20 protein-coding genes are annotated in these 26,641 nt (G+C 51.3%); 4 read left to right on the top strand and 16 right to left on the bottom strand.

What is annotated here, in order from left to right; translation table 11 throughout:
- Positions 1–135 precede the first annotated feature (135 nt).
- The 5 genes from KDM87_RS01825 to exaC all read right to left on the bottom strand — a co-directional run bounded on the left by KDM87_RS01825 (position 136) and on the right by exaC (position 5,598).
- Entirely contained in the window at positions 136–603 is a 468-nt protein-coding gene (locus KDM87_RS01825; protein WP_212677517.1) for a hypothetical protein, read from the bottom strand.
- A gap of 352 nt (positions 604–955) precedes the next feature.
- A complete protein-coding gene (locus KDM87_RS01820; RefSeq protein WP_212677516.1) occupies positions 956–2,164 on the bottom strand; it encodes a YbfB/YjiJ family MFS transporter in 1,209 nt (402 codons plus the stop codon).
- Positions 2,165–2,337: 173 nt separating this feature from the next.
- A complete protein-coding gene (locus KDM87_RS01815) occupies positions 2,338–2,715 on the bottom strand; it encodes a DUF779 domain-containing protein (RefSeq protein ID WP_212677919.1) in 378 nt (125 codons plus the stop codon).
- Positions 2,716–2,820: 105 nt separating this feature from the next.
- A complete protein-coding gene (locus KDM87_RS01810) occupies positions 2,821–3,972 on the bottom strand; it encodes an iron-containing alcohol dehydrogenase (protein ID WP_212677515.1) in 1,152 nt (383 codons plus the stop codon).
- Positions 3,973–4,077: 105 nt separating this feature from the next.
- Positions 4,078–5,598, bottom strand: coding sequence for an acetaldehyde dehydrogenase ExaC (exaC, locus tag KDM87_RS01805; protein WP_212677514.1), 1,521 nt, complete (start codon positions 5,596–5,598; stop codon positions 4,078–4,080).
- A gap of 318 nt (positions 5,599–5,916) precedes the next feature.
- Between exaC and KDM87_RS01800 the strand changes: the two genes are divergently transcribed.
- Positions 5,917–7,872, top strand: a complete 1,956-nt coding sequence (locus KDM87_RS01800) for a sigma-54-dependent Fis family transcriptional regulator (protein WP_212677513.1) — start codon at positions 5,917–5,919, stop codon at positions 7,870–7,872.
- A 121-nt stretch (positions 7,873–7,993) separates the two neighbouring features.
- On the opposite strand, the gene KDM87_RS01795 is transcribed toward KDM87_RS01800, so the two are convergent.
- Positions 7,994–9,970 (bottom strand): autotransporter-associated beta strand repeat-containing protein, encoded by a 1,977-nt coding sequence (locus KDM87_RS01795; RefSeq protein ID WP_212677512.1) that lies wholly within the window; start codon positions 9,968–9,970, stop codon positions 7,994–7,996.
- A 210-nt stretch (positions 9,971–10,180) separates the two neighbouring features.
- Here KDM87_RS01795 and KDM87_RS01790 point away from each other — a divergent pair, with 210 nt between their 5' ends.
- Positions 10,181–10,468, top strand: coding sequence for a metal/formaldehyde-sensitive transcriptional repressor (locus tag KDM87_RS01790; protein WP_212677511.1), 288 nt, complete (start codon positions 10,181–10,183; stop codon positions 10,466–10,468).
- Between the two features lie 10 nt (positions 10,469–10,478).
- Entirely contained in the window at positions 10,479–11,585 is a 1,107-nt protein-coding gene (locus tag KDM87_RS01785; protein ID WP_212677510.1) for a nickel/cobalt efflux transporter, read from the top strand.
- A gap of 61 nt (positions 11,586–11,646) precedes the next feature.
- Here KDM87_RS01785 and KDM87_RS01780 read toward each other — a convergent pair whose 3' ends face one another.
- From KDM87_RS01780 to KDM87_RS01745, 8 genes are all read right to left on the bottom strand, one after another.
- On the bottom strand, positions 11,647–12,393 hold the full coding sequence (locus KDM87_RS01780; RefSeq protein WP_212677509.1) for a TorF family putative porin: 747 nt from the start codon (positions 12,391–12,393) through the stop codon (positions 11,647–11,649).
- A 170-nt stretch (positions 12,394–12,563) separates the two neighbouring features.
- The gene (kdpE, locus tag KDM87_RS01775; protein WP_408058674.1) at positions 12,564–13,298 is read right to left on the bottom strand and encodes a two-component system response regulator KdpE; all 735 of its coding nucleotides are present in this window, start codon (positions 13,296–13,298) and stop codon (positions 12,564–12,566) included.
- On the bottom strand, positions 13,295–16,093 hold the full coding sequence (gene kdpD, locus KDM87_RS01770; protein WP_212677508.1) for a two-component system sensor histidine kinase KdpD: 2,799 nt from the start codon (positions 16,091–16,093) through the stop codon (positions 13,295–13,297). The genes kdpE and kdpD overlap by 4 nt, the downstream gene beginning before the upstream one ends.
- Before the next feature lie 114 nt (positions 16,094–16,207).
- Positions 16,208–16,804 carry a potassium-transporting ATPase subunit KdpC gene (kdpC, locus tag KDM87_RS01765; protein WP_212677507.1) on the bottom strand — a complete coding sequence of 199 codons (597 nt, stop codon included), beginning with the start codon at positions 16,802–16,804 and terminating at the stop codon, positions 16,208–16,210.
- A gap of 20 nt (positions 16,805–16,824) precedes the next feature.
- Positions 16,825–18,996, bottom strand: a complete 2,172-nt coding sequence (gene kdpB, locus KDM87_RS01760) for a potassium-transporting ATPase subunit KdpB (RefSeq protein ID WP_230407539.1) — start codon at positions 18,994–18,996, stop codon at positions 16,825–16,827.
- 8 nt (positions 18,997–19,004) lie between these two features.
- Entirely contained in the window at positions 19,005–20,822 is a 1,818-nt protein-coding gene (kdpA, locus tag KDM87_RS01755) for a potassium-transporting ATPase subunit KdpA (protein ID WP_212677506.1), read from the bottom strand.
- Complete coding sequence (gene kdpF / locus KDM87_RS01750) at positions 20,822–20,911, bottom strand: K(+)-transporting ATPase subunit F (protein ID WP_212677505.1); 90 nt, start codon at positions 20,909–20,911, stop codon at positions 20,822–20,824. Before kdpF ends, kdpA begins: the two co-directional genes overlap by 1 nt.
- A 475-nt stretch (positions 20,912–21,386) precedes the next feature.
- Positions 21,387–22,559, bottom strand: a complete 1,173-nt coding sequence (locus KDM87_RS01745) for a GGDEF domain-containing protein (protein ID WP_212677504.1) — start codon at positions 22,557–22,559, stop codon at positions 21,387–21,389.
- Positions 22,560–23,170: 611 nt separating this feature from the next.
- Here KDM87_RS01745 and KDM87_RS01740 point away from each other — a divergent pair.
- Positions 23,171–25,699 (top strand): PAS domain S-box protein, encoded by a 2,529-nt coding sequence (locus KDM87_RS01740; protein WP_212677503.1) that lies wholly within the window; start codon positions 23,171–23,173, stop codon positions 25,697–25,699.
- Positions 25,700–25,733: 34 nt separating this feature from the next.
- On the opposite strand, the gene KDM87_RS01735 is transcribed toward KDM87_RS01740, so the two are convergent.
- Together KDM87_RS01735 and nrdD are read right to left on the bottom strand one after the other, a co-directional pair.
- Positions 25,734–26,432 carry an anaerobic ribonucleoside-triphosphate reductase activating protein gene (locus tag KDM87_RS01735; protein ID WP_212677502.1) on the bottom strand — a complete coding sequence of 233 codons (699 nt, stop codon included), beginning with the start codon at positions 26,430–26,432 and terminating at the stop codon, positions 25,734–25,736.
- Positions 26,433–26,439: 7 nt separating this feature from the next.
- The gene (nrdD, locus tag KDM87_RS01730) at positions 26,440–26,631 is read right to left on the bottom strand and encodes an anaerobic ribonucleoside-triphosphate reductase (protein WP_212677501.1); all 192 of its coding nucleotides are present in this window, start codon (positions 26,629–26,631) and stop codon (positions 26,440–26,442) included.
- Positions 26,632–26,641 lie beyond the last annotated feature (10 nt).

Here is a 26,641-nt window from a genome sequence, read left to right as displayed (position 1 = left end):
TAGCATCCGGGCGGTACGGCTGATCGCACGCAAATGAGAAAACGTCATCTGTATCTTCATTGCTTCAACGTCGGATGCCGGATAGCCAATATGGCTTAGCTTGTTGTGCTGAGGGATGCGGCCTGACAGGAACGCTTAGCCAACATGGGATATCTCCCTGATTCGTACATTGACTCGCCAATAGAATATGAAAGAAAAAAGTGCTCCGGTTGCGACCACGCCGACTGCGCCCGCCTTCTCGTAGAGATCAATAAGAAATGCCGGACCCAGGATTGCCACCAACGGGATACTGACGACAAAAATGAGCGCAGAGAGCCGTAAGCCAATAGGCACATGCAGCGCAAGGAAACGTGCGACAAAGTCTCTGTTGTCACCAGCAGCGTTGGATCGGTAGCACCAAATGATACCAAGCATCACAAACGAAATCTCAGTCACTATGGCAGCCCATGCCGGAAGGAGGGTCGCTTGCGTTGCATCGGAAGGCGTAGCGGCACTCATCGCGGCAAGAGCCGATGAGAAAAGAAAATACTTGAGTTGCTCTTGCTCCGGCAACGGGCCACGCTTGAGGTCCTCGACAAGGGAGCGTGTATTCCAGAGGTACATGATGGTGTCCAGTGTAATTTTATTTGACGGAAATTCAGCTTAACTCGAAGTGTTAAAAAAGACAATTTTTAACATGCCATTGAAACAAACTGCAACAACAAAAAATTACCGCTTAAAAATCCTCATTTTTATAAAAATAGGGGGAGTATGTGCCAAAAATAGCTTATTCTCAGCGTAAAACAAGGGCATTTAAAAATACTCTCCCCCAGTATATTTAGCCCCTCTACGGGCTGGAATTGAGAAAATTCGCGTGATTAGCGGCGGTGTTGCGCGTGACAGCATGAGCGAGTTGCGGGCAAAAATTTTCGCCTTTATACGAACAATTTTACGAACCGAATTGCAGTCAACGACCTTACGCCGATTCGGCTTTGCGCCATAAATAAATGGCGCTTACCACCAGGCAGGCGGTTGCGAGTTGCAGTGCGTAGCGGAGTGCGCTTGCGTGATCGGCGGCAAATGTATCCATCAAAGCCACCACGACGGGGCCGAGCAATTGACCAAACGCGAAGCTGGCGGTCATGCGTGCCAGAACGGCGGTCGGGTTAGCGGTGGCGCGGGCGCGTGCTTCCTGCATTCCCAGCATGGTGATGACCATGAAATTGCCACCGACGAGCAAAGCAGCCAGTACGATACTAGTCATGGAAAGCCAGAGGCAGGGCAAGATCACGCCGACTGCCATCAGCGCATGAGACGTTGCCCACACATGGAGGCGATTGCATTTGCCGAGCACACCTGCAACGATCAGGGTCGATGCGGCAGCCGCCATGCCGAATACCGGCCATGCCCAGCCGAATATTTGCGGGTCATCCAGTAATTGTCTTGCCTGTGCGGGCAGATACGTCGCCGGCAAAATGTAGCCGAAACCAAACATGCCGTAACAGATAATCAGCGCCGTCACACCGGATGCTGATGTTGATGCTGGTACTTGCGTGACACTCACAGGTGCGGCGACGTTGTTTGCGGCAAGCGGTAAAGGAAAGTAAAAGCTGACGATCAGTGGCAATAGAGCAAGCAGCGCCGCCAGAAAAGCTAAGACTATCCACATCATGCGGGCAGGCATTTTTTCTGCCGCCCACAAACAAAAAATGCCCGCCGCGACGATACCCAGCCCAACGCCCGCATAGATAAGCCCCGCCAGGCGGGGCCTGGCCAGATTCGCCATCCAGCCCAAGCCCCACGCGCTGGTCGCAATCAAAGCCCATGCACTGCACAGACCAGCCAGAAAACGCAAGATCAACCAGATCCACTCAGACGAGGTAAGGCCTATCGCTGCGGTGACGATCACAATGCAAATCAGGCTGAGCATCAGCAATCTGGCGGGCTGCAAGCGCACCCGGCTGGCACACAGCGCGCCGATCAGATAACCCAGATAATTACTGGCGGCAAGCCACGCACCTGCATCGCTGCGCAACATGCCATCCCGCAACATCAAGGGAAACAGAGGCGTGAATGCAAAACGACCGATACCCATCGCCAGCGCTAAAGACAACATGGCGGCCAGAGCGATGAGGATGGCGAGGTGTTGCGGACGGGTAGCAGGATGCAATGCGGGAGTATTCATGCATTCATTAAAATGGAAATCCGCTTCACTGACAAATGAATTATTCAGGAATACGATTCTTTTTTAATGTGAGCGTTAAATTTAACGTCCCGGTTGCTATTGCTGACGCTGGTCGCAGAAGACCGTGTACGCGTTGCTGGTTGATCGCCAGACTGACATGCACACAGAGAAAATCAGGCCAGATCCTGCGCCACCTGATCTGCGATCTGCGCCCATTCCTCGTCGGTGAATAAACGGGAGCGGGTATGAAACGCCTTGCCACTTGCGCCTTCGAGTGAAAAAGTGCCGCCGTGGCCGTCGATCACATCAAGAATCAGCTGGGTGTGTTTCCAGTAATCGTATTGCAGCTTGCCGATGTAAAACGGCACGCCGCCGACTTCGCCTAATTTGACATCGTAGGAGCCTATGGTCAGGTCGGTGGGTAAATAGCAATTGGCGGCACTGTTGTCACAGCAGCCGCCGGACTGGTGAAACTGGATGTCACCATATTGCGCTTTGAGTTCAGCAATCAGTGCCAATGCGGCAGGGGTAGCGGTGACTCGCTCAACCATATTCGCCTCTCCAAAACTGTCTATCTCTATTTTGCAGAGACAGACGGTGGTTTGTGATGAATAGGGCATGGCGGTTTTGTCCGCCACCCTTGTTCCAATCAATCTTTATGAGCGCTTGCCGTAAGCTGAGGCAAATATACCGACAATCTCAGCATGCGATGCTTGAATCGGATTAGTTAAGCCGCACACATCTCTGAGCGCGTTTTGTGCCAGGACATCAAAATCTTCTTGCTTCACACCCAATTCTTCAAGCGATTTTGGAATGCCCACGATATCTGCTAATTTTTTAATGGCGTCAATGACGCCCAAACCCGCCAGATCTGGATTGCTCGCATTTAAAATGCCGCCAATCTGATTTAAGCGCTCTTGTGCGGCACGCATGTTAAACGTTTCCACGTGTGGCAAAAGGAGTGCATTGCACACACCGTGCGGTAAATCATAAAAGCCGCCCAACTGGTGCGCCATCGCATGAACGTAACCCAGCGACGCATTGTTAAATGCCATGCCGGCTAAAAACTGCGCATAGGCCATTTGCTCGCGTGCGTCTTGATTTTTAGGTTCTTTGACTGCCGTTGGTAAATAGCGACCAATTAATTCTATTGCCTTGACGGCACAAGCGTCTGTCAGGGGAGTGGCAATCGTTGAGACATAGGCTTCCACCGCATGTGTCAGTGCATCCATCCCGGTGGCCGCAGTCAGGCCAGCGGGCATCGCCTCCATCAAACCTGAATCGTTGATGGATAAAAATGGCGTCACATGGCTGTCGACAATCGCCATTTTAACGTGCCGGGTTCCATCTGTGATAATGGTAAAGCGCGTCATTTCAGACGCGGTTCCAGCCGTTGTATTGACGGCGATGAGCGTCATTTGTGGCACTTTGGATTGATTTAATCCCTCGTAATCTTCAATTTTTCCGCCATTGCTCGCAACCAGCGCAATGCCTTTCGCACAGTCATGCGACGAACCACCGCCTAAAGAGATAATGAAATCTGCTTGCGCAGTTTTGAGCTTTTCCAGACCGGCATTGACGTTACTAACGGTTGGATTGGGTTGCACGCCATCGAATATCTCTGCCGAAATACCTTGGGTCGCTAATTTATCGGTGACGGTTTTTGCTAAACCCATTTTGGATAAAGCACCATCCGTGACGATCAGGGCTTTTTTAAAACCCATTTGCCCTATTTGAGCAATTCCCTCATCTAACGCACCCAAACCAAGAATGTTTTTACCTGGCATAAAAAATTGTGAAACGCCCATTACGATTTCCTTAATTTTTTTAAATATGCAATCAACACTACGGGGAACATCATGGACAGGTGACGCGTCACCCGTCCACATCAGCGAATTAACTCTCAATAGAAATTAAAAGAAGCCGAGTTTATTTTCACTGTAGCTGACCAGCAGGTTTTTGGTTTGCTGGTAATGGTCAAGCATCATTTTGTGGGTTTCACGTCCGATACCGGATTCTTTATAGCCACCGAATGCCGCATGCGCTGGATATGCGTGGTAGCAGTTAGTCCAGACGCGACCCGCTTTGATCGCGCGACCCATGCGATAGGCGACGTTACCATTGCGGCTCCACACACCGGCGCCCAGACCATACAGCGTGTCGTTGGCCAAGGCCAAGGCTTCCGCTTCGTCTTTGAAGGTAGTTACTGCCAGCACAGGGCCAAAAATTTCTTCCTGGAAGATGCGCATTTTGTTGTGGCCTTTGAACAGCGTCGGCTGCACATAGTAGCCACCTTCCAGATCGCCACCCAGATGTGCCTGACCGCCACCTGCCAGCACTTCGGCACCTTCTTGTTTGCCAATATCCAGATACGAGAGGATTTTTGTCAGTTGTTCTTTGGATGCCTGCGCGCCCATCATGCTGTCGGTATCCAGCGGATTTTTATGCTGAATCGCAGCAACGCGTTTCAATACGCGTTCCATGAATTTGTCGTAAATCGATTCCTGAATCAGCGCACGTGATGGGCAAGTGCAAACCTCACCCTGATTGAATGCAAACAAGACCAGACCTTCGATGGCTTTGTCGAGGAATTCATCGTCTTTATCCATGATGTCCGCAAAGAAGACGTTCGGCGATTTGCCGCCCAGTTCCAGCGTCGCTGGAATCAGGTTGTTCGCAGCAGCCTGTGCAATCACGCGGCCTGTGCTGGTGGAACCAGTGAACGCAATCTTGGCGATACGTTTGCTGGTCGCCAGCGGCATACCGGCTTCGCGGCCGAAACCATTGACGATATTGAGCACGCCGGGTGGCAGCAGATCAGCAATCAGCTCGGCCAGAATCAGAATAGAAATCGGTGTGGATTCAGCAGGTTTCAGCACCACGCAGTTACCTGCACCCAGCGCCGGTGCCAGTTTCCATGCTGCCATCAGAATCGGGAAATTCCACGGAATGATTTGCCCGACGACGCCGAGTGGTTCCTGAATATGATAAGCGACCGTGGTTTCGTCGATATTCGACAAAGCACCTTCCTGCGCCCGCACGCAACCGGCGAAATAACGGAAATGATCGGCGGTCAGTGGAATATCTGCATTCAGCGTTTCGCGAATCGCTTTACCGTTATCGACGGTTTCGGCATAGGCCAGCAACTCCAGATTCGCCTCAACACGGTCGGCAATTTTCAGCAGGATATTGGAGCGTGTGGCGGCATCGGTCTTGCCCCAGGCATCGGCGGCGGCATGTGCGGCATCCAGCGCCAGCTCGATATCTTCTGCCGTAGAACGCGCAGCCTGTGTATAGACTTTGCCGTTGATCGGGGTAATGACATCAAAATACTCGCCTTTCACAGGGGCAGTCCATTTGCCGCCGATGAAGTTGTCGTAACGGGATTTATATTGGATTTTGGCGCCTGCAGCACCGGGGGCTTCATAGATCAAGATTGTCTCCTTCGGTTAATTGTTATTGACAGTCACAAAGCTTTTTTGCGCTGGTCGGCAGCACTATTCGCAAAAGCCATGCCAACTGCGGGCGAGCAGATAATTTTTCTGCCGCCCGTCTGGCGTCGCCTGTACGAGATGGCTGACGAGGTTGACGTACACACTTTTACAGGCGGATTCCTGCTAAGATAGTTGTCAACTGTCCACAGATGCCTGTGACACCTGACACAAAATGAGACAGGTATCACAGCGGTAAAAACAGCAGCAAACATAGCGACAAATACAGCGGCAAATACCGATGCCGCAGGAGACAAGTTCATGCGCAACCACGCCATTCTGCCATCATCACATCTGAAACAAGCCCGTTTGCAACTGGTCGAATATGGCATACATCCGGCGCCGGGTATTGATGATCGCATTGCACAATCCTGGCAGCGCAGCTTGTCGGCGGGACTTTTCCCGGTGGGCCGGGTCGAATGCGAAGACAATCTCAGCAGCAGTAACTTACAACATGCGCGCCACTTTAATCATGAGCTGATCTGCCATTCAGAGCCGGTCATCGAATATCTGTTTGAACAGGTGCGACACAGCCATAGCATGGTGATACTGGCCGATGCACAAGGTGTACTGATGCACACGCTGGGTGATCTGGATTTTCTGAGTAAAGCAGACCGTGTCGCATTGAAATGCGGTGCCACCTGGGCAGAAAACCAGCGTGGTACAAATGCGATCGGCACGGCAGTCGCAGAGGCGAACGAAATCGAGATTCACGGCGCGGAACATTATCTTGAGCACAATGAATTTCTGACCTGCGCTGCGGCGCCTATCTTGTCCGCACGAGGTAGCCTGATGGGGATACTGGATATTTCCGGTGATCATCGCAGCCGCCATCCACATACGCTGGGCCTGGTCTCAACGGCAGCACAAATGATAGAAAACAGCATGGTACTGAGCGCTTGTCAGCATCAGATTATCGTGCAATTGCATCCGCGCGCCGAAGGCTTAGGCTCGGTAGCGCAAGGTATGCTGGCGTTCTCCGAAGATGGCTGGCTGACCGGCGCCAATCGTAAGGGGCTGGCGTTACTGAAATTGCGTTACAACGACATCGCGGCCACCTGCTGGTCGGATTTATTCGAGAAAGAATTTCAACACATACTGTCATTTCACCAGCGCGCAGTAATACGGCCTGAAACGCTGCGAACCAAAGATGGCAGCATGTTGTTTGCGCAGGTGCATAGTCACAGCCTGGCGCGACAAGCCCTGAGCGTGCATACGAAATCTGCCCCGGCAACGCCAATACCAGCAACGACGGTCACAGCGGCAACAAATGAAGATACTCAATGGCTGGCCGCAAGCGAGAAAGCACGCAGGGTTATCGACAAGGCGATTCCTTTACTGGTGACGGGCGAATCCGGTGTTGGCAAAGAATTGTTTGCACAGGCAACACACCATGCCTCATTGCGCCGGAATAAGCCCTTCGTGGCAGTGAATTGCGCGGCGATTCCAGAACATCTGATCGAAGCCGAATTATTCGGCTACGTCGCAGGAGCATTCACCGGTGCGTCTAAGCAAGGGGCACAAGGTCGTTTGCGGGAAGCGCATGGCGGTACTTTATTTCTGGATGAAATTGGCGATATGCCTTTGGGCTTACAAACACGATTATTGCGAGTTTTGCAGGAACGTCAGGTCACACCACTGGGCAGCAGCACGCCGGTCGCCGTCGATTTCAATTTGATTTGCGCCACCCATCAGAATTTAAAAAACAGTATTACCAAGGGCGGCTTCCGCGAAGATCTGTTTTACCGTATCAATGGTTTAACGGTTTGTCTGCCTGCGTTACGGGCGCGCACGGATTTCGAGTTTTTATGCGGGCGACTATTGCAAGAATTTGCACCGGACAGTGATCTGCACATTGCGCCTGATCTGCTGGCGGCGATGAAAGCCTTTCAATGGCCAGGCAATCTGCGTCAGCTCAGCCACGTGCTGCGTGCTGCGGTCGCTTTAAGAGACGATGATCAGCACTGCATCAGCTGGGAACATCTGGCCGATGATTTAGTTACTGAACTGAAGGCGCAAGCATTATCGCAATCAACGACAGCAGCATCAACCGCAATAGCAACCGACACCACCGCGGAGCCGCAGCTCAGCTTGCATGCACGTTCGATGAAAGCGATACGGCAGGCACTTGCCAATGCGAATGGCAATGTCTCAGCGGCAGCACGCGAATTAGGCATCAGCCGCCAGACGCTGTATCGCAAGCTACAAGAAACTTAATCTGCGCGAACATACCGGCCAATAATTTTTTCTGATGGCGCATAAAAAAAGCACTGGCTCGCGAGCCAGTGCTTTTTATTGTTACGACCGATAAGTCACGAGCAAAGTGACTAATAATCACTCAGACATCTAAACGGACAGTGACCGAATCTGCGTTGTAAGTGACCGTCGCTTTAGGAAAACCATCAACTGTCACGGTTGCGAATTTGCCACCAACCGATTTGGCGCTCAGTACTGTCAGCACGGTTCCTACAGCAGGTTTGTAATCGGCTGCAAATTTCAGGTTCAGCGTAGCGCTACTATCCAGTGCAACGGCACCTGCGACCTGAATTTTTCCGAGGTTACTGCTGTTAGCCACGATTTCCAGCGCACTGCCATTGATTTGCGTGTAATTCGCCAGCAGTTGTAAAGGCAATTGGCTGTTATGCACCAGCTTGCCACCATTCAGATAGACATCACCTTTACCGAAGGCCTGATTGCTGTCTGCCGCCAGCGTACCAGCGCTGATAATCGTGCCGCCGCTGTACGTGTTATTGCCACTCAGACGCAAGATGCCCGTGCCCAGCTTAGTCAGGCGACCAATGCCGCTGATGTCGTTTCTCCAGCTGTCCTGCGCAAAAAAGCCACCTTTCGTTGCATCCATCGTGACACTGACATCGCCGTTGAATGCAGCGTAAGCATCTGCCGCCGCGAACAGATTCAAGCGACCCCAGCCTTCTTCATCATCCAGAATCGGATAGCCAGATGGCAAGGCGGTGGTTTTCAATACGACGCGGCGCTGATTCGCATCGAGATAAGGCAGACGCGTTTCCAGTAGAACTTCCGCACCTTTTGGTACGACGGCTGGTTTGCTGGTATCGCCGATTGCCGGCATACCAAAGGTCAGACGACGCAGATAATTTGCCTTATTAATCTGGTAGTCAGCAAACCGGTCGTTCGCCGTGGTGGCGCTATGGGCATAGGTCTGCAAAGCGGCAACATTACTGAGTTGCAGAGCTGCTTGCAAGCCGGATTGTGCCTGTTGATATGCCTGCGTTTTCAGATCATTTTTTGCATTTGCACCGGTGGCAATACTCGCTGTTGCCACGGCCTGCGCCTGTACGCGGCCACTGATCACATCAAGCGGAGAATGCATACCAGCGAGGATACGGTTTTCGCCGAGTTCCAGACCGCGCGCCAGCATTTCCTGATAACGTTGCGGCACCAGATAAGCCATCGCAATCGCTTTGCGTACCGCTTCAGCAGAGTGACCGCTGATATAACCGCCGTCGGTTGCCGGAGTGGTGCTTTTCGCTGGTTCCAGCGCCGCGACGACCTTGACATTGCTGCTCCAACGCCATGGCCGGGCGTATTTGAAGAAGCGTTTAGCCGGTTCAGTAGAACCATTTTCACCGATGTTATTCACAAAATCGACCGCCAGGCCAAAGCTGGTATTGGTGCTGCTGCCAACGCCGGTATCGTTGCCTTTATCGTCATAGCGCACGGATGTCGCATCTGCCGCAATGTTGGTGATCGTCGTGGTTTGCTGCGCACTGTTACGCCATGCCTGCGTCAACGGCCCCATACCATCACTGATGCTGTATCCCTTGTTGCGGCGATCATCCAGATAAGCGGCAAGTTCCTGATCTGGTGTGCGTGCTTTGGTCGCATCGACTACGTACTGAATATTGGCGTTGTGTATCGTTGTATTAAGTACTTTGCCGTCGGTCGCATCGCCTGGAATACCCGTCCAATCCGATGCTGTTACTGCTGGAAAACTACCGCTCGCTGCGGCCGGAGAGCCCGCATCCACCAACAAGCTGCGCGGTTGCCAGAGTTGCAGAAAGCCAGCAACCACACGCACACCGGCATTGGTCTGCAAGGTCGCATAGCGTGCATCGCCGCGTTGATTGGTATAGGCAAAATCAACGTAAGGAAGCACTTTACTTTCGTCAGCAACTGGTGCGCTGTCGGTAACACCGGAACCTTTCGGCGCATCCGGAATAACGAGTGGAGCCGTCGCCACGACAGGATCGGAAGAACCGCCACAAGCAACGAACATGAAGCCAGAAATCAGTACGGCGGAAATCGTACGTAGCGGAAATGAGTTTTCTATCATTTTCTATACACAGTGAGTTGGGTGGGTCGAACGAATCGAACTAATCGAATACGGGCGCTCACTATAAGGGGGGCGTATGTCATCCCTGTGACACTGTTTACTTCATGCAGGCTGCGGCGAAAAATAACGCACCGATTCAGGCGTAAGACTGATTTTCTATGTATTTACTGAATGATGTATAGTATACCCCCCTACCCTATTTTATTTGTTATGAGCCACACGATTAAAGACAAGCAAAAGCTACTGAACCGGGTACGTCGTATCCGTGGGCAGCTCGATAGCATAGAACGGGCGCTGGAAGAGGAAAAAGGCTGCATGGAAATTCTGCATCAGATCACCAGTTGCCGCGGCGCAATGAATGGGCTGCTCGCGACGGTACTGGAAGATCACATACGCACGCATCTGATCGACGCACCGCATGACAGCACTGAACACCATGAAGACCACACCGACGCACGCGAACAGCTGATCGATGTGGTGAGAAGTTACTTAAAATAAAGCGCTCAACATGATTGAATTCTCAACGCTACTGCAACAGGGCGCAACAAACGCCTGGCTGTTTATTCCCAGCGCCATCCTGCTCGGTGCTTTACACGGGCTGGAACCTGGTCATTCAAAAACCATGATGGCGGCATTTATCATCGCTGTCCGCGGTACGCTGACACAGGCCGTTTTGCTGGGCTTGTCGGCAACCCTGTCGCATACCGTCGTTGTCTGGATCATTGCCCTGGCCGGTATGTATTTCGGTCAGCAATGGAATGCCGAAGCCAGCGAACCTTACTTACAGGTGGTGTCTGCAATTTTGATTATCAGCATCGCGGTCTGGATGATGTGGCGTACCTGGCGCGATCAGCATCATGCTCACCACCATCATCATGACGATATGCAAGAGATCGATACGGGGCATGGCATTGTGCGACTGGAGATATTTGAAGACGGAGTACCACCACGGTTCCGGCTGTATCAAGACAATCAGGACAAGCAGCGCAATCACGTCTGGACAGCAGATCAGCTGACGCTGGAAACGGTGCGCAATCAGAAAGAGCGCCAAACGTTCAGGTTTGTGCAACGAGAAGGTTTCATAGAATCGGAACAGACCATCCCTGAGCCACACGAGTTTTCTGCCCATTTGCACTTAGGTCACGGCAGTCACTCGCATGAATATGTCGTGCATTTCGCAGAACATGAACATCATCATGCAGAGTCAGACGGCCTGGACGTGGCCGGTGACGAGTATCAGGACGCGCATGCACTCGCCCATGCGAACGACATACGTCGTCGCTTCACCAACCGCGAAGTGACAACCGGACAAATTGTCATGTTTGGTTTAACCGGCGGCCTGATTCCCTGCCCGGCGTCGATCACGGTCTTGCTGCTCTGCCTGCAACTGAAGAAAGTCGCACTGGGTGCAACTCTGGTACTCTGCTTCAGTATTGGCCTGGCACTGACCATGGTCATGTCTGGTGTCTTGGCCGCGTTGAGCATCAAACACATTTCAAAACGCTGGAGCGGCTTCGGCACATTTGCCCGCAAAGCGCCATATTTATCCGGTGCAGTGATTTTACTGGTCGGGTTCTACCTGGCTTATGAAGGCTTGCATAGCTTACTGAAATAAGATGAGTAAAGAACGGCTGCAAGGCCGCTCTTTACTAACTGCCTGGCGCACTGATCCACCATTAAAACGTTTTGCTGAAGCTGACGATCAGGGCTGTCTTGCCAAGAAACTTCCCGTTTGCGGGGGACGCATAGCTCGTCTCACTGGCATTCGTGCCAACCACTGCCACAGCGCCTGTCAAGACACCAAAATCTTTAGTGATGCCGATTTTCCAATCTGTATAACTGCTGGCACTGTTATTTTTCACCTGCTGACGCCCTGCATGGATGTTCAACGTCAGCCCTGCGGCGACATCGATGTTGGCCCCCAGATCGAGATAGCCACTATTTTTACTGTCGGAGATACCAAATAAATTGGTGACGGCATGTGAATACTTCACGTAGGCCGGGCCGTAGGTCAGTTGTCCATAAACCTCGCTGGTATTCGCATCAGTAGTCAATCCGTTAGAGGGGTAGACGTAGCTCAGCACACCGATGTCGTAGCTGATGTCTTTGTTGATCTCACCACGGCGACCAGCATACAGATCCGCTTCAAGATTACCGCCGCCGCCAGCATCTTTCGTCCACTTAATGCTGGAAAACCATGCGCCCGCATATAATCCGCTCGGATTGTGAACGTAATCAGCGCCACCTTGCAAAGCCGCTTGCAGACGTGTTTGCGAAATACCGCGATAACGGTAGTCGGAAGTCAGCGCAGCATTAAAACTGATTTCGTTGTCTGACTTCATTTCAGGTTTGACTTCCTGCGCCTGGACATAGCCCACAGAAAATACGGTCGGGAAAATTGCTGCCACAAGTATTTTTTTCATAGTACTTCCTTTCATGATAACGACAATGTCGTTCTGGTTGATGTTCATCGTCCGCCGCAAATTTCAATTCGCTGAGTGATGAAAAACATATAAAAATTAAATTTCAGGCGTGCAGAAGCCCCTCCGGCGGACAGATTCTGACGCCGGATACTCAGAGAAAAAATGGAAAATCAGCTAGGTAATAACAATCGGTAACCAACCGCTGTTTCGGTCAGCAGATAACGTGGCTGGGTCGGATCATCTTCTAATTTATGCCGCAGATAGCGCATGTAAATGCGCAGATAATGGCCACTTTCTGTATGCGATGGTCCCCATACTTCGCGTAATAATTGTGGGTTCGTCACGACCCGGCCAGCACTATTGATCAGTGCGCTCAGCAGACGAAATTCAGTCGGGGTGAGTTTGACGATGACGCCCGCTTTCATGACCATACGCGCCTGCACATCGACTTTAACGTCGCCAAACTGAACGACGCCATCTGGTGTACTACCGGGTTGACGCTGACGCCGCAAAGTTGCCCGCACCCTCGCCTGTAATTCACCGACACCAAATGGTTTCGTCAGATAGTCGTCGGCACCGGCATCCAGCGCTTTAATTTTTTCCGCTTCGCTGACTCTGGCTGACAACACGATGATAGGGACACCCGACCATCTGCGCACGTCTTTAATAAAGTCGATACCGTCACCATCAGGCAGACCAAGATCCAGAATAATCAGATCAGGCTGGCGGGTGCCGGCATCGATCAGCCCGCGTTGTAAAGTGCCGGACTCAAACACCTGCCAGCCACCTTCTTCTAAAGAGCTGCGGACGAAGCGGCGGATTTGCGGTTCATCTTCCACCAGCAAAGCGGTGGGCAGAGTGCCATTGTTTTCTGACATAGGCGGCGTCGGTGCTGATGTATTCATACGGATAATGGTCGTATAGGATTGTTGCTGCCGATGGTTTGTGCTTCGTGATTCATGAGACTCATGATTTCCATGTCCGGCATATCGGACATATCTGGCGGATTTCCTAATGGCAGAGAAATGATAATACAGGCACCGCCGTCAGGCGACACACCAGCATGGATACGCCCTTTATGGGCTTCAACGATAGCGCGACAGATGGCCAGCCCAAGCCCCACACCCGGTTTAGAAGACTCTCTTTCACCACGGGTAAATTTTTCAAACACGGCCTCTTCTCGGCCCTGTGGCAGACCCGGCCCATTATCAAATACCTTGATACTGATGTCGGCTCCGCTGGTTTCGGCACTGAGGGTAATACGGGAACCTGCCTGTGTATATTTCGCCGCATTTTCCAGCAGATTACAAAGCACACGTTCTATCAGCACGGCATCAAAATGTATTAACGGTAAATCCGCTGCCATGATCGTCTGCACCTGATGCTCTTTCAGTTGTGGTGCGCAGATACGGATAGAGCTGCCGATTACTTCTTCCAGCGGCTGCCATTGCAGATCGAGTTTGATTTCACCACTCTGTATGCGCGCCATGTCTAACAGATTGGAGACCAACGCACTCATACGCAGGGTTTCATCATGTAAGGCGTGCGCCATCTCTTTCTGGCGATCACTGAGTGGCGGTATTGATATCGTCAGCGATTCGGAAATTCCTACCAGCGAGGTCAGCGGTGTACGTAAATCATGTGACAGAGCAGCCAGCAAGGAATTGCGTAAACGCTCGGACTCCATGTGCACCAGTGCATTCTGCGCCACCTCAATGTAATGCAGACGCTCCAGTGCAATCGCTGCCAGCGCCGCAAATGTATCCAGCTGCTGCCTTTGTTCCGGTATGAGTATCCAGCGACGATTATCAGGTTGTATCGCAAGCAATCCACGTGTACGCATAGGCGCCACCAGCGGCAAATAAAAGAAATTGCTGGCAGGCAGAGTGTCGGTACCGATACCTGCGGTTTCGGCTTTATCAAAAGCCCATTGCGCTATTCCCATATCTAAACCTGCGACTTCGGGTGAAGGTGGCTGTAGGCGACCTTCATCGTCGGGCAACAAGAGGGTCGCGTTCGCCCGGAACGCACGCTGTATGATGGCCTGCGTTTTATCAGAGATCTGTTCGCCCTGTAAAACGCCGGATAAATCACGGGCAAATTCGTATAAAGCACGGGAGCGGGATTCTCTGCGTGAGGCAACCTTTGCCTGATACCGCAAACCCGCCGTGAGATGTCCGGTAATCAGCCCGACCACGAGCATGACGACAAACGTCATGGCGAATTGCAGATCACTGACGGCAAATGAAAAACGCGGCGGCACAAAAAAGAAATCAAACGCCAATACGCCCACCACCGTTGCCAGTACGGATGGCCCCCGACCAAAACGCACGGCGACCAGCACGACAGTCAATAAAAACAACATCGCAATATTGACCAGATTAAAAATGTCGAGCAAGGGAGTCGCCACCAGCGCTGTCGCCATACTTGCCAGTGCGGCCAGCAGATAACTCCGTATCTGGTATCGATTGGCAACCGGGATGCGTTTATCCGGTGAGTGAATCGCAACAGATTCCGCCGCCATCTCTGACAGCGAATCCTCATGATCAGATGCGGCGCGACCAATTTCTATCAGATCAATATGCGGCGCTAATGCAGCAACCGTCCTCGCATATGACGTCGTCCACGGTAACTGACTTGACAGGCGTGACTGCCGCCCCATCACGACACGTGAAAAATTCTGTCCGTGTGCATAATCAACAATCGCCTGTGCAATATCATTACTGAATAACACCGCCGTATTCGCACCCAGATCCTGCGCCAGCTTCAGACTTTTTAAAATGCGTTCACGCTGCACTGCCGGTAACTTTTGCAATGCAGGTGTTTCGATATAAATCGCATGCCAGACCGCATTCATTTGTCCTGCCAGTCGGGCGACACTGCGGATAAGGTGATCCGCACCACGTCCAGGTCCAACACAAGCAAGCAATGCGGCATCCGTTTTCCAGACGGTATTGATCGATTTTTCAATTTTATAGGCGCGGACATCATCCTCTACCCTGTCAGCAGTGCGGCGCAAGGCCAGCTCACGCAAGGCAATCAGATTTCCTTTGCGAAAAAAATTCTTCGCAGCGCGTTCTGCCTGCGGTATCTGATATACCCGCCCTGATTTCAGCCTGGCTAACAGCTCATCAGCAGGAATATCCACCAGCACCACTTCATCGGCTTCATCAAACACGGTATCCGGCACGGTTTCTGCCACCCGTATTCCGGTAATACTGCCGACCACATCATTCAGACTTTCTAAATGCTGGACATTCACGGTCGTGTAGACATCGATGCCGGCATCCAGCAATTCTTCGACATCTTGCCAACGTTTAGGATGGCGGGAGCCGGATGCGTTCGAGTGTGCCAACTCATCCATCAGTATCAATGAGGGATGCCGCGCGAGCGCTGCGTCAATATCAAACTCGGTCAACACTTTGTCGCGATAAGGAATATTCCGCAGCGGCAAAACATCCAGACCATGCAGCAAGGCAGCGGTTTCTTCCCTGCCGTGAGTTTCTATCACACCGACTAATACCTGACGCCCATCTGCCAGCATTTTCCGCGCGGCGGTCAGCATTGCATAGGTTTTACCAACACCGGCAGACGCGCCGAAGTAGATGCGCAACTTGCCACGCGCGGCGCGGCGCTCCTGCGCCTGCACATGTGCCAGCAACATATCGGGGTTAGGGCGCTGATCGCTATTGATGGCCATCGTTATTGTATTTCTCTTGAAAATCAGTCAAAGCAGCTGAGTGACAGAATTGACGGAAGCGCAGCATTCGCGCACGTCCATATCACATCAAATTTCTGCAACATGTGGCACTACTTATTTTTTCTTCTGATCCAGCACCAGGTTTAACGCCAGAACATTGACCCGTGCTTCACCAAACAGACCGATCACCGGATGTTCGGCAAGTTCATCAATCAGGTTGCGCACCTGATCTGCCCCTATCTGCCGCGCATGCGCCACACGGGATGCTTGATAATACGCTGCAGCAAGGCTGATGTCAGGATCGAGCCCGCTGGCAGACGCCGTCACCAGATCAACCGGTATTTTGGCCGTGTTTGCAGGATCTGCTGCTTTCAGCGCATCGATACGGGCTTTGACGGCATCCGTCTGAGCCTGATTACTAGGACCAAAATTGCTACCGCTGGAAGCAAGCGGGTTGTTTGGCATAGGGCCAGTTGCCGAAGGACGTCCCCAAAAATACTGTGGCGAACTGAAAGCTTGTCCTATCAGAGAAGAACCAACTATTTTTCCGTCTTTGCGGATCAGACTACCTTCCGCTTTATCTGCAAAAGCGATCTTACCGACGCCGGTCAGTGCAACCGGATAGAGCACGCCAACCAGAATTGACAGGCTGCAAAACAGCATGAATGCAGGACGCAGAGTGTGAGTGAAAGAGTTACTAACAGAGTTCATGATTATCCTCAATTTCTACGTTAAGCCAATTGCAATGCGGTCAGAATCATATCGATCAGTTTGATACCGGCAAATGGCAAGAGAATGCCGCCAAGGCCATAAATCAACAGATTGCGACGCAATAACAGCGATGCACCGATCGCACGGTATTTCACGCCTTTGAGCGCCAGCGGAATCAGAAATACGATGATCAATGCATTGAATATCACCGCAGACATGATGGCTGACGAAGGGCTGGTCAGATGCATGATGTCCAGTGTTTTTAATTCCGGATAAGTCGCCACAAATGCGGCCGGAATAATCGCAAAATATTTAGCGATATCGTTGGCGATGGAAAAAGTCGTCAGAGAGCCGCGCGTCATCAGCATCTGTTTACCGATTTCCACGATCTCCAGCAACTTCGTTGGATTCGAATCCAGATCGACCATGTTTCCCGCCTCTTTGGCGGCCTGCGTACCGGAATTCATTGCCACCGCCACATCCGCCTGCGCCAATGCAGGCGCATCATTAGTCCCATCACCAGTCATAGCGACGAGGCGACCGTCGGACTGATAACTGCGTATCAGCTTGAGCTTATCTTCCGGCGTGGCTTCTGCTAAAAAATCATCGACACCCGCCTCTGCCGCAATCGCTGCTGCCGTCAGTTTATTGTCGCCGGTAATCATGATGGTTTTAATTCCCATACGACGCAACTCGGCAAAGCGTTCCTTGATGCCCCCCTTGACGATGTCTTTCAACTCTATCGTTCCCATCACCCGACCATCATCCACCACGACCAGCGGCGTACTGCCACGACGGGAAATGTCATCGACGGTTTTCGCGACCTCCAGCGGAAAGGAACGCCCCATCGCTTCGACAAATTTTCTGACAGCATCAGCAGCGCCCTTGCGTACAACGCGCTCTCCGATGTCGACGCCACTCATACGGCTTTGCGCAGTGAACTGGACAAACTGTGCGTGGAGTGGCGACATTTCCCTTTCACGTAAATTAAAGCGTTGTTTTGCCAACACCACGATACTGCGGCCTTCAGGTGTTTCGTCGGCCAGCGACGCGAGTTGCGCAGTGTCGGCAAGTTCGGAAGGTGTCACGCCGGGGGCAGGGAAAAACTCGGATGCCTGACGATTGCCTAAGGTAATCGTGCCGGTTTTATCGAGCAACAGGATATCCACGTCTCCGGCAGCTTCAACCGCGCGACCTGAAGTCGCGATGACATTTGCCTGCATCATGCGGCTCATGCCCGCTACGCCAATGGCTGACAACAATCCGCCGATGGTGGTTGGGATCAGACACACTAATAGCGCAATGAGTACCGTGATAGAAATCGGCTGTGAAGTCATTCCGAGTGCTTTTGCCGCATCGACACTGAACAATGAAAACGGCAACAAACTTACCGTCACCACCAGAAAAATAATGGTTAAGGCGATCAGTAAAATAGTCAGGGCAACCTCGTTTGGTGTTTTCTGACGTTTCGCACCTTCGACCATGGCGATCATGCGATCGATAAAGCCCTCACCAGGATTCGACGTCACGCGCACCACCAGCCAGTCAGACAACACCCGGGTACCGCCCGTCACGGCAGAAAAATCACCGCCAGATTCACGTATCACCGGAGCAGACTCGCCTGTGATTGCGCTCTCGTCTACTGTAGCAACACCCTCTATCACTTCGCCATCCAACGGAATGATATCGTTGGCTTCGACTAAAAAAACGTTGTCTTTACGCAGATCTTCCACTGCCGCTGGCAGCCAGGTGGTGCCATGTTGAGGAATAGCCAGTTTTTTAGCCATGACCGTTTGCTTCAGCGCCCGTAATGATGCCGCCTGTGCTTTGCTGCGTCCCTCTGCCAGCGACTCGGCAAAATTGGCGAATAAAACGGTGAACCATAGCCAAACGGAAATGGCGAGAATAAATCCTGTACTGGCTTCCCCCTCGCCAAACAGAGATTGCAGAAACAACAGACTCGTCATCACACTGCCGACATACACAACGAACATGACCGGACTGCGCAATTGCGTACGTGGACTAAGTTTTCTGAACGAGTCGGCAATTGCCGGGCCGATCAGACTCGCATCAAAGAGCGGAAGACGGGGCTTGCCACCAGTTAGTACCGCATCGGCGGTGAGATCATTGCTGTGATCGGCGGAACCGGCTTTGTTATCAGAACTTCTTTGGACATTAGTACTGGACATCATATTTCCCCTCAATTCTTAGCGTGGTGCAACATTTGCAGATGTTCGGCGACCGGTCCTAAAGCCAGCGCTGGCACATAGTTCAATACGCTGATCAGAACCACGGTGCCTGCCAGTAAGGCAATAAACATCAAGCCATGCGTAGGCATCGTGCCGGCATTCACCTCCAGACGTTTTTTGGCTGCCAGCGAACCGGCAATTGCCAATACGGGCACGATCATGGCAAAACGCCCGAACCACATCGCAATCGCCAGCATGATGTTGTAGAAAGGGGTATTGGCGCTGATACCGGCAAACGCGCTACCGTTATTGTTGGCGGCGGAAGTGAATGCATACAGCACTTCAGAAAACCCATGCGCTCCGGGATTCAGAATGCCGACACGACCTGCCTCAGTCATGACGGCAATCGCGGTGCCTGCCAACACCAGTACAGGCGTGACCAATATGGCGACCGAGGTCATTTTCATTTCATACGACTGGATTTTTTTACCCAGATATTCGGGTGTACGACCTATCATCAGGCCGGCAATAAATACCGCGAGAATGGCAAAAATCAGCATGCCGTACAAACCCGAGCCAACACCGCCGAATACGACTTCACCGAATTGCATCAGAGCGACAGGGACCAGACCGCCGAGTGGCATTAATGAGTCATGCATCGCATTCACCGCACCACAAGAAGCAGCAGTGGTCACGGCGACAAACAGTGAAGATGCACTGATACCGAAGCGGGTTTCCTTGCCTTCCATGTTGCCACCTGACTGCAGGGCGCTACTGGCCTGATCAACATTCATCGCTGCCAACGCAGGATGTGTCTGCTGCTCGGCCACCATCACACCAACCGTCATCACAACGAACAGCAATGTCATCGTCGCCAACACCGCCCAACCTTGTCGCTGATCACCGACCATGCGGCCAAATGCAAAGCACAATGCTGCCGGTATCAGAAAAATCGCGATCATCTGAAAGAAATTACTCAAAGGCGTAGGATTTTCGTAAGGATGCGCGGAGTTAACATTGAAGAAGCCGCCACCATTTGTCCCCAACAACTTGATGGCTTCTTGCGAAGCAACCGGCCCCATCGCCAGCGTCTGTGTGCGAGTTGTCATCTCTTCCGTTACAGGTGCGCCTCTACTGTCTTTTAAGGGCTGACCATCCGCACCAGTCTTAGGCATGCTATAGGTCACGGCATCGGCTAACTGCACATCTTTATATGCCGAGAAATTCTGCACCACTCCTTGTCCCATCAGAAAAATGGCGAAGATCAAGGACAGTGGCAGCAACAGATATAAGGTCGAGCGAGTGAGATCGACCCAGAAATTACCTATGGATTTGGATGAGTGCGCAGAGAAACCGCGTATCAGGGCAAAGACCACTGCAATCCCGGTCGCCGCTGAAAAGAAATTCTGCCCGGCCAACGCCAGCATCTGCGTCAGGTAACTCATCGTTCCTTCCCCGACGTATCCCTGCCAGTTCGTGTTACTGACAAAGCTGACCGCTGTGTTAAAGGACGAGTCAGCACTAATATTTGGCATCGCTTGCGGATTCAACGGCAACCATAACTGCAATCGCTGTATCGCATAAACAAAAAAGGTACCGAGTACATTAAATACCAGCAAAGCTAAGGTGTACCCTTTCCATGTCATCCCTTCGTCTGCTTTAACGCCCGCAAGTTTGTACATACCTCTCTCTAACCATGCCAGCCATTTCATTCCAGGCACTGGTGCTTTGCCATCAGCAATTTTTGCAATCAGTATCCCTAATGGATACGACAACATCAGTAATACAACTAAAAATACGATGAGTAGAATAAGCGCTTGTGTCGTCATCACAGTTCCTCTGCGTTCAATAACGCGATCACGAGATACACCAACAAGCCTGCGGCAACGACCGTACCGCCGATATAAAACACATTCATGACTTCGCTCCTAATTTTTCACATACCAACATCAGGATCCAGATCATCAAAAAACAGATGACTATCCCGCCTGCATAAAGAAAGTCCATCAACAACTCCATCACTTCTCTCCCGGTTTTTCCACACCATGAAGAATAGATAAAAGGTCCTAAGAATTCTGTTAAAACTCGGGGGTGAAGCTGTAAACAAACTGTAAAAATTTGGGTTAAAAGGGAGCGAATGCAGACATTGCACGGACTACGTCGATATGCAGAAATCAGAACAGGAAACTTGAAAGTGAACTATCAGCGTAAAGGAGGGGCAAGCAGTTGGCCGGGAAACGAGCCGTTTTCCGCCTTGGAAAACGGCTCGTTTCCGCGAGTAAATGTAGCAATCGAATAGATGAAGAAGACAGTCGCAGCTTTTTTTATACCGGTTAAAAAAGCATTGGAAATAACGACGTGCCTTTAGTGGTGGTCAGACTTACCAGTGAATTTTACCCAGCCTTCACTGCGCCTATATCAAGCAGAGAGTCAGCCGTATCTGCCGATTGCTCCAGACAAACGATCTGATTTCTGCCCCGTGCTTTTGCTGCATACAATGCCTCGTCGGCACGGGTGATGGTTTTCTCGAACGCCTCTCCTGGCTGGTATCTGGTCACACCGATAGAGACGGTCAGGCTGATCCATGAACCAGCGAATTTGACGAGATCGGCTGCGACTGCAGCACGCACACGTTCAAGGCAAATCAGTCCAAGATCGAGTTCAGTCTCTGTCAGTAAAATCAGATATTCCTCACCGCCCCAGCGCGCCAGAGTATCAGTAACACGGATTTTTTCCTGTACTGTTTTGGTAAATTTCTGCAAAGCGACGTCACCGGCCTGATGGCCATAGGTATCATTGATACGTTTGAAATAATCAATGTCCAGCATCGCGATCAGCAAAGGATTAGCGGAACGGTCTGAACGCTGACTTTCATACTGTATCAGTTGCAGCATATGCCGCCGGTTTGCTGCACCGGTAAGCTCATCATAGTTGGCGGTTTGCTGAATTTTTTCCAGCGCTTGTGTCAGTTGCTGCTTCTGATGACGCATGTGTTCGCGCATTTCGCACAGCCGCCAGGTCAGGAAAGTGGAACTGGCGAGCACAATTACCACCATGAAATAGTAGGCACCATACAAAAGGTAGGTCGTTCTTTCTGTCTCCCGCAGCAGAGAAAAAAGAATCGCTTCCGCAAACAGCATCAGGCCGTACACAGCAACGGTCATCACCTGCTGTATGGATAAACCGAACATGCCGAACATCAGAATCACGGCCAGCAACGGTAAAGTCACCCCCCGCCCATCACCAGCCAGTGCGAACGCTGCAGCATTGCAGGCAATCGCAAACAGCATCTGCAAGAATGCCAACGAAGGGTCAGCCCAGCGCAAGGAATAGCCACTGCGTATCAGCGCATACACGATCATCAGGCCTGCGGTTGAACAGGCGGCCCACAATCGCACGTCCCCCATCCCGCCAATACCCACCGATTTCATGAAGAACAAAACACCAATACTCGCCAGCATCAGCAATGCGGCAAGCACAAACTGGCTGGTACGGATGCGCATTGCCTTTCCCGATCCGAGTACCAGATCAAGGCTGTACCTGATGATTGTCTTCATAACAGACATGCAAAAAACTCCGACCATCAATCTGAGAAAAATTACCAACTGTCAGCGCACATACCAGTTGTGCTCCTGACAGCAAATGCCTGAAACCAGATACTGCTGCAACACTGACTATCGACGACTAAAACAAAGCAAGATACCGGAAGAATAATAAATGGAGGTCACGCAGTGTATCTGTTGTATTTGGGGAAAATTTCTCACCTTCATTTATTCACGGCAAGCACTGAGCGCTGCTGCCATCCACAGATACAGGATATATAGGTCTCCGATTTATTTTATTTTTCAGACGCAAGCAATGTCTTCACTGCACGCTGTCGTCATTCCGTTTTGCATTTATAACATTTTTAAAAAGACAGATCAGCCTATTTCAAAAAAGGTGTACCTCGGCCTCACGGGCGGACAAGCGATCACCTTGAGCTGCACATCTGCTGATATTTTCACTTGATCATACCGGGATATGACGACGTTGCGTTTCCGGCTACTGCTTTTTTGACCAAATTTCACATTGGCAATTATTTTAAAGAATTACAATGGAACGATGTGTGGCACATACACACTAACGCCCATGAAAATCGGATCAATAAACCTCCGATCCGAAAATACAAAGAACAGGCATGCAGAATCTTTTAATCAATACTTTGCGCCCCGCTGACGATCAGGAATGTGATGTTGAGGCGCACCTGCTGTACGCAACATACAGCCAGGAGCCGTTGAATCATACGATGGCTGTGATTACTGCAATCTTTGGAGGCTCTATCGTTTGGGGCATCGTTCCCGCCCCGCAATTATCACTCTGGATCGCCGCGGTACTAGGAAGTGCTGCGCTCGGACATGTGCAATACCAGTTTTTTAAAAAGGCAGTACCGTCCGGTTCCGCCATCAAAAAATGGCAAAAAATATTTTTTGTGCAGGCAACGACGCATGGTGCCGCCTGGTCTCTGGGACCTGTGTTATTGCTCCCTCACAGCAGCGGCGTTCTGCCAGCCTTTTTTCTCGGTATCTTATTGTGCGTCAGCGCTGTTGCAGTCAGTACGGTAGCAAAACAGTTTCATGCCATGCGCGGATTTATTGTCGCCAATCTGCTGCCTCCTGTCGTTGCGATATGGCTGTCCGGTGACAGCAAGGAACTCATGCTGATTCTGATCTTGCTGGCCAGCAGCATGGCATTTATCGCCGTGGGCTACTACTCAAATCAGTCTGCCCGCACTATCTATGAGACGCAGTTTCAGCTGCGGGGAATTTTAAATTCATCGCAGGATGCGATTATCACCATCGACTCCCGTGGCCGAGTATCCGACTGGAATCCGCGAGCAGAACAAATGCTGGGCTGGACCAGAGCCGAAGCGCTGGGGCTGGTATTAAATGACACCATTACGCCACCCAAAAACCGCGAGTATTTTCAGTACGGAATGAAACGCTTTCTGGCCTTAGGTGAAGGGCTGATATTGAATAAACGCATAGAGACAAGCGCGTTGCATAAAAACGGTACAGAATTTCCGGTTGAGCTGACCTTCACTCATCACAAATTAGGGCGCCATTTTTATTTCACTGCCTTTATCACCGACATCACTGAACGCAAGGCGATAGAAGACCGTCTGGAGTTATTCCGCCGCGTTTTTCATGCGAGTAATCAGTGTGTCGGCATCTGCGATGGCAAAGGCTATCTGCTGTATCAGAATCATGCGCTGGAAAAAATGCTGGGGTATACCGACGCAGAAATAATCGGACAGCATTTCAGTTTTGCTTTAGCAGAAGGACAGGAAAAGGAGATTACGCAGGAAGTCGGCAGGTGCATACGAAACGGTAAAAACTGGGTAGGGGAATTGCCGCACCGTCGCAAAGATGGTTCCGTTTTCATCACCATGAGCAACATCGGTTTTATCAAAAATGATCTTGGCGAAATTCAATACATCTTTAATATATGGACTGATTTCAGCCAGGAAATCTCCCGCAGAAACGAACTCGCCCTGGCGCGAGAAGCGGCTGATAAAGCAAATCAGGCAAAATCAGAATTTTTATCGAGCATGAGCCATGAATTGCGTACGCCCTTGAACGCTATTCTCGGCTTCGCGCAGATGCTGGGCTACGAAGCTCCGTTGACACCAGCCCAACAGGATCACGTACAGGAAATTCTGAAAGGTGGACAACATCTGCTGGAGCTCATCAATGAAGTATTGGAACTGGCCAAAATAGAAGGTGGCCATGTGCGCCTGTCGCTGGAACCTGTCAACCTTGAAGACCTGATTACAGAATGTTTCGATCTGATCCGCCCGTTAGCGGCAGAGAAAAAAATATCGATGCAATCGCTGATTGCATCGCCAGTTGCTGTGCGTGCCGATCGTGTCCGCTTAAAACAGGTTGTATTGAATCTGCTGTCCAACGCCATCAAATATAACTACACCGGTGGTAACGTGCAGGTCGATGCCGCAATAGAAATATCAGGGAATATGCGGCTGTCTGTGACGGATACCGGGATAGGCATCCATCCGGATAAGATGAGTGAACTGTTCCAGGCATTCAACCGGCTTGGCGTAGAACAGGGAAATACCGAAGGCACAGGTATTGGTCTGACGATCACGCAAAAGCTGACCGAACTGATGCATGGAAAAATCGGCGTGGAGAGTAAATTAAATCACGGCAGTTGCTTCTGGATTGAGCTTCCAGGCGACACAGTTCCTGCTACGCCTATACCATTTGTACCGCAACTGTCTGACGAACCTGTCTGCGCCTGGGGAAATAATGCGGTCATCCTGTATATCGACGATAGTCCGGTCAATCTGAAACTGGTCAGACAAATCCTCGGCTTACGATCTGGCATGCAATTACTGACGGCACAAACACCACAAGCGGGCATTGAGCTGGCGCACCAGCATCAGCCGGATATTGTGCTGCTCGACATTAACATGCCCGGAATGGATGGTTATGCGGTGTTACATCAGATGAAAGCCGATACCCATTTACGTTGTACGACATTTATTGCATTGACGGCGAATGCAATGAGCCAGGATATTGAAAAGGGGCTCAACGCCGGTTTCCATTCTTACCTGACTAAACCTCTGGAAATCAATTCCCTGCTGTTAACGATAGACCGCTGCCTGGCACCCGGAAATGCGCCTGCTGCTGCGCAAACGCCTGAATCATAAGCGTCACCAGCCGGAGTGACGCCAGCATCCCCGTTTACGCACGGATCAGCAATGAGGGAAAAAGCGCACGTATTTTTTCCTGCAATGCCAGCGAAGGATAATCGGCGATCAGCGCTTGGTTCAAAGCCTTTGTCTGGCATCCCTGTGTACGGAATTTTTGCAGTACGTAATGTTGCACACCGATTGCCGACAGTTCCAGCGCCAGCGCCATTATTTTTTGTTCACTGAGTAAGGACGGATGTATGGTAGTCCGGCATTCATAATCCACACCGCTGGCAAGTATCATTTCTGCGCATTGCTGCACTGCACGTCCGCTGCCCTGCACTCCGGTAATAGCTGCGTAGTCCTCCAACGGTGCCTTGACATCGAAGCCAACCCAGTTCAGCAACGGCAACACGCGCTCTAATTGTTTGGGATAGATGCAGGCAGTGTGCAAACCCACCAGAAAACCAAGTTCGCGAACCTCTTTCATTGCCAATGCTAAAGCGGGATCCATTGTTGCTTCGCCGCCGCTGAAAACGACCGCATCAATCAATCCGGTTCGGCGCGACAAAAAACCGCGGATAGCGTCCCAAGTCAACTCCGTTGCGGTTCCGCGTTCTTGTAAATGTAGATTATGACAATACGAACAACGCCAGGGACATCCTTGCACAAAAACGACAGCAGCAAGTTTGCCCGGATAATCTGCTGCACTGAATGGAGTAAACCCGCCAATTCTCAGGCTGTTCCGCATGCCACGCTTATCGCAGGTGAGCGGCATTTTCGGTGAAATAAGTACGCTCGCAGAACTCACCTTTTTTCCCGGTGTTGAAAGAACTGACCGGACGATGGTAACCCATCACCCGTGTCCATATTTCGCATGGCTGACGCTCCGCGTCAGTCAGTACAAACGCATGTTTTTCGATTGATTGAGCTTGATGAAGTTGTGACATGATGAATGAC

Source organism: Cognatundibacterium rivi, assembly GCF_018139565.1.
Classification (GTDB): Bacteria; Pseudomonadota; Gammaproteobacteria; order Burkholderiales; family Burkholderiaceae_D; genus Undibacterium; species Undibacterium rivi.
Note: the sequence above shows the minus strand (reverse complement) of the source record. Positions and strands in the feature narration are given on the sequence as shown.

Coding starts and splice junctions, on each gene's coding strand:
- kdpC (WP_212677507.1), bottom strand. CDS start 16,804: ATGAACTCTGTTAGTAACTCTTTCACTCACACTCTGCGTCCTGCATTC.
- KDM87_RS01790 (WP_212677511.1), top strand. CDS start 10,181: ATGAGCCACACGATTAAAGACAAGCAAAAGCTACTGAACCGGGTACGT.
- nrdD (WP_212677501.1), bottom strand. CDS start 26,631: ATGTCACAACTTCATCAAGCTCAATCAATCGAAAAACATGCGTTTGTA.
- KDM87_RS01820 (WP_212677516.1), bottom strand. CDS start 2,164: ATGAATACTCCCGCATTGCATCCTGCTACCCGTCCGCAACACCTCGCC.
- KDM87_RS01825 (WP_212677517.1), bottom strand. CDS start 603: ATGTACCTCTGGAATACACGCTCCCTTGTCGAGGACCTCAAGCGTGGC.
- kdpA (WP_212677506.1), bottom strand. CDS start 20,822: ATGACGACACAAGCGCTTATTCTACTCATCGTATTTTTAGTTGTATTA.
- KDM87_RS01810 (WP_212677515.1), bottom strand. CDS start 3,972: ATGGGCGTTTCACAATTTTTTATGCCAGGTAAAAACATTCTTGGTTTG.
- kdpD (WP_212677508.1), bottom strand. CDS start 16,093: ATGGCCATCAATAGCGATCAGCGCCCTAACCCCGATATGTTGCTGGCA.
- KDM87_RS01735 (WP_212677502.1), bottom strand. CDS start 26,432: ATGCGGAACAGCCTGAGAATTGGCGGGTTTACTCCATTCAGTGCAGCA.
- KDM87_RS01815 (WP_212677919.1), bottom strand. CDS start 2,715: ATGGTTGAGCGAGTCACCGCTACCCCTGCCGCATTGGCACTGATTGCT.
- KDM87_RS01740 (WP_212677503.1), top strand. CDS start 23,171: ATGCAGAATCTTTTAATCAATACTTTGCGCCCCGCTGACGATCAGGAA.
- KDM87_RS01795 (WP_212677512.1), bottom strand. CDS start 9,970: ATGATAGAAAACTCATTTCCGCTACGTACGATTTCCGCCGTACTGATT.
- kdpE (WP_408058674.1), bottom strand. CDS start 13,298: ATGAATACATCAGCACCGACGCCGCCTATGTCAGAAAACAATGGCACT.
- KDM87_RS01780 (WP_212677509.1), bottom strand. CDS start 12,393: ATGAAAAAAATACTTGTGGCAGCAATTTTCCCGACCGTATTTTCTGTG.
- KDM87_RS01800 (WP_212677513.1), top strand. CDS start 5,917: ATGCGCAACCACGCCATTCTGCCATCATCACATCTGAAACAAGCCCGT.
- kdpF (WP_212677505.1), bottom strand. CDS start 20,911: ATGAATGTGTTTTATATCGGCGGTACGGTCGTTGCCGCAGGCTTGTTG.
- kdpB (WP_230407539.1), bottom strand. CDS start 18,996: ATGATGTCCAGTACTAATGTCCAAAGAAGTTCTGATAACAAAGCCGGT.
- KDM87_RS01785 (WP_212677510.1), top strand. CDS start 10,479: ATGATTGAATTCTCAACGCTACTGCAACAGGGCGCAACAAACGCCTGG.
- KDM87_RS01745 (WP_212677504.1), bottom strand. CDS start 22,559: ATGTCTGTTATGAAGACAATCATCAGGTACAGCCTTGATCTGGTACTC.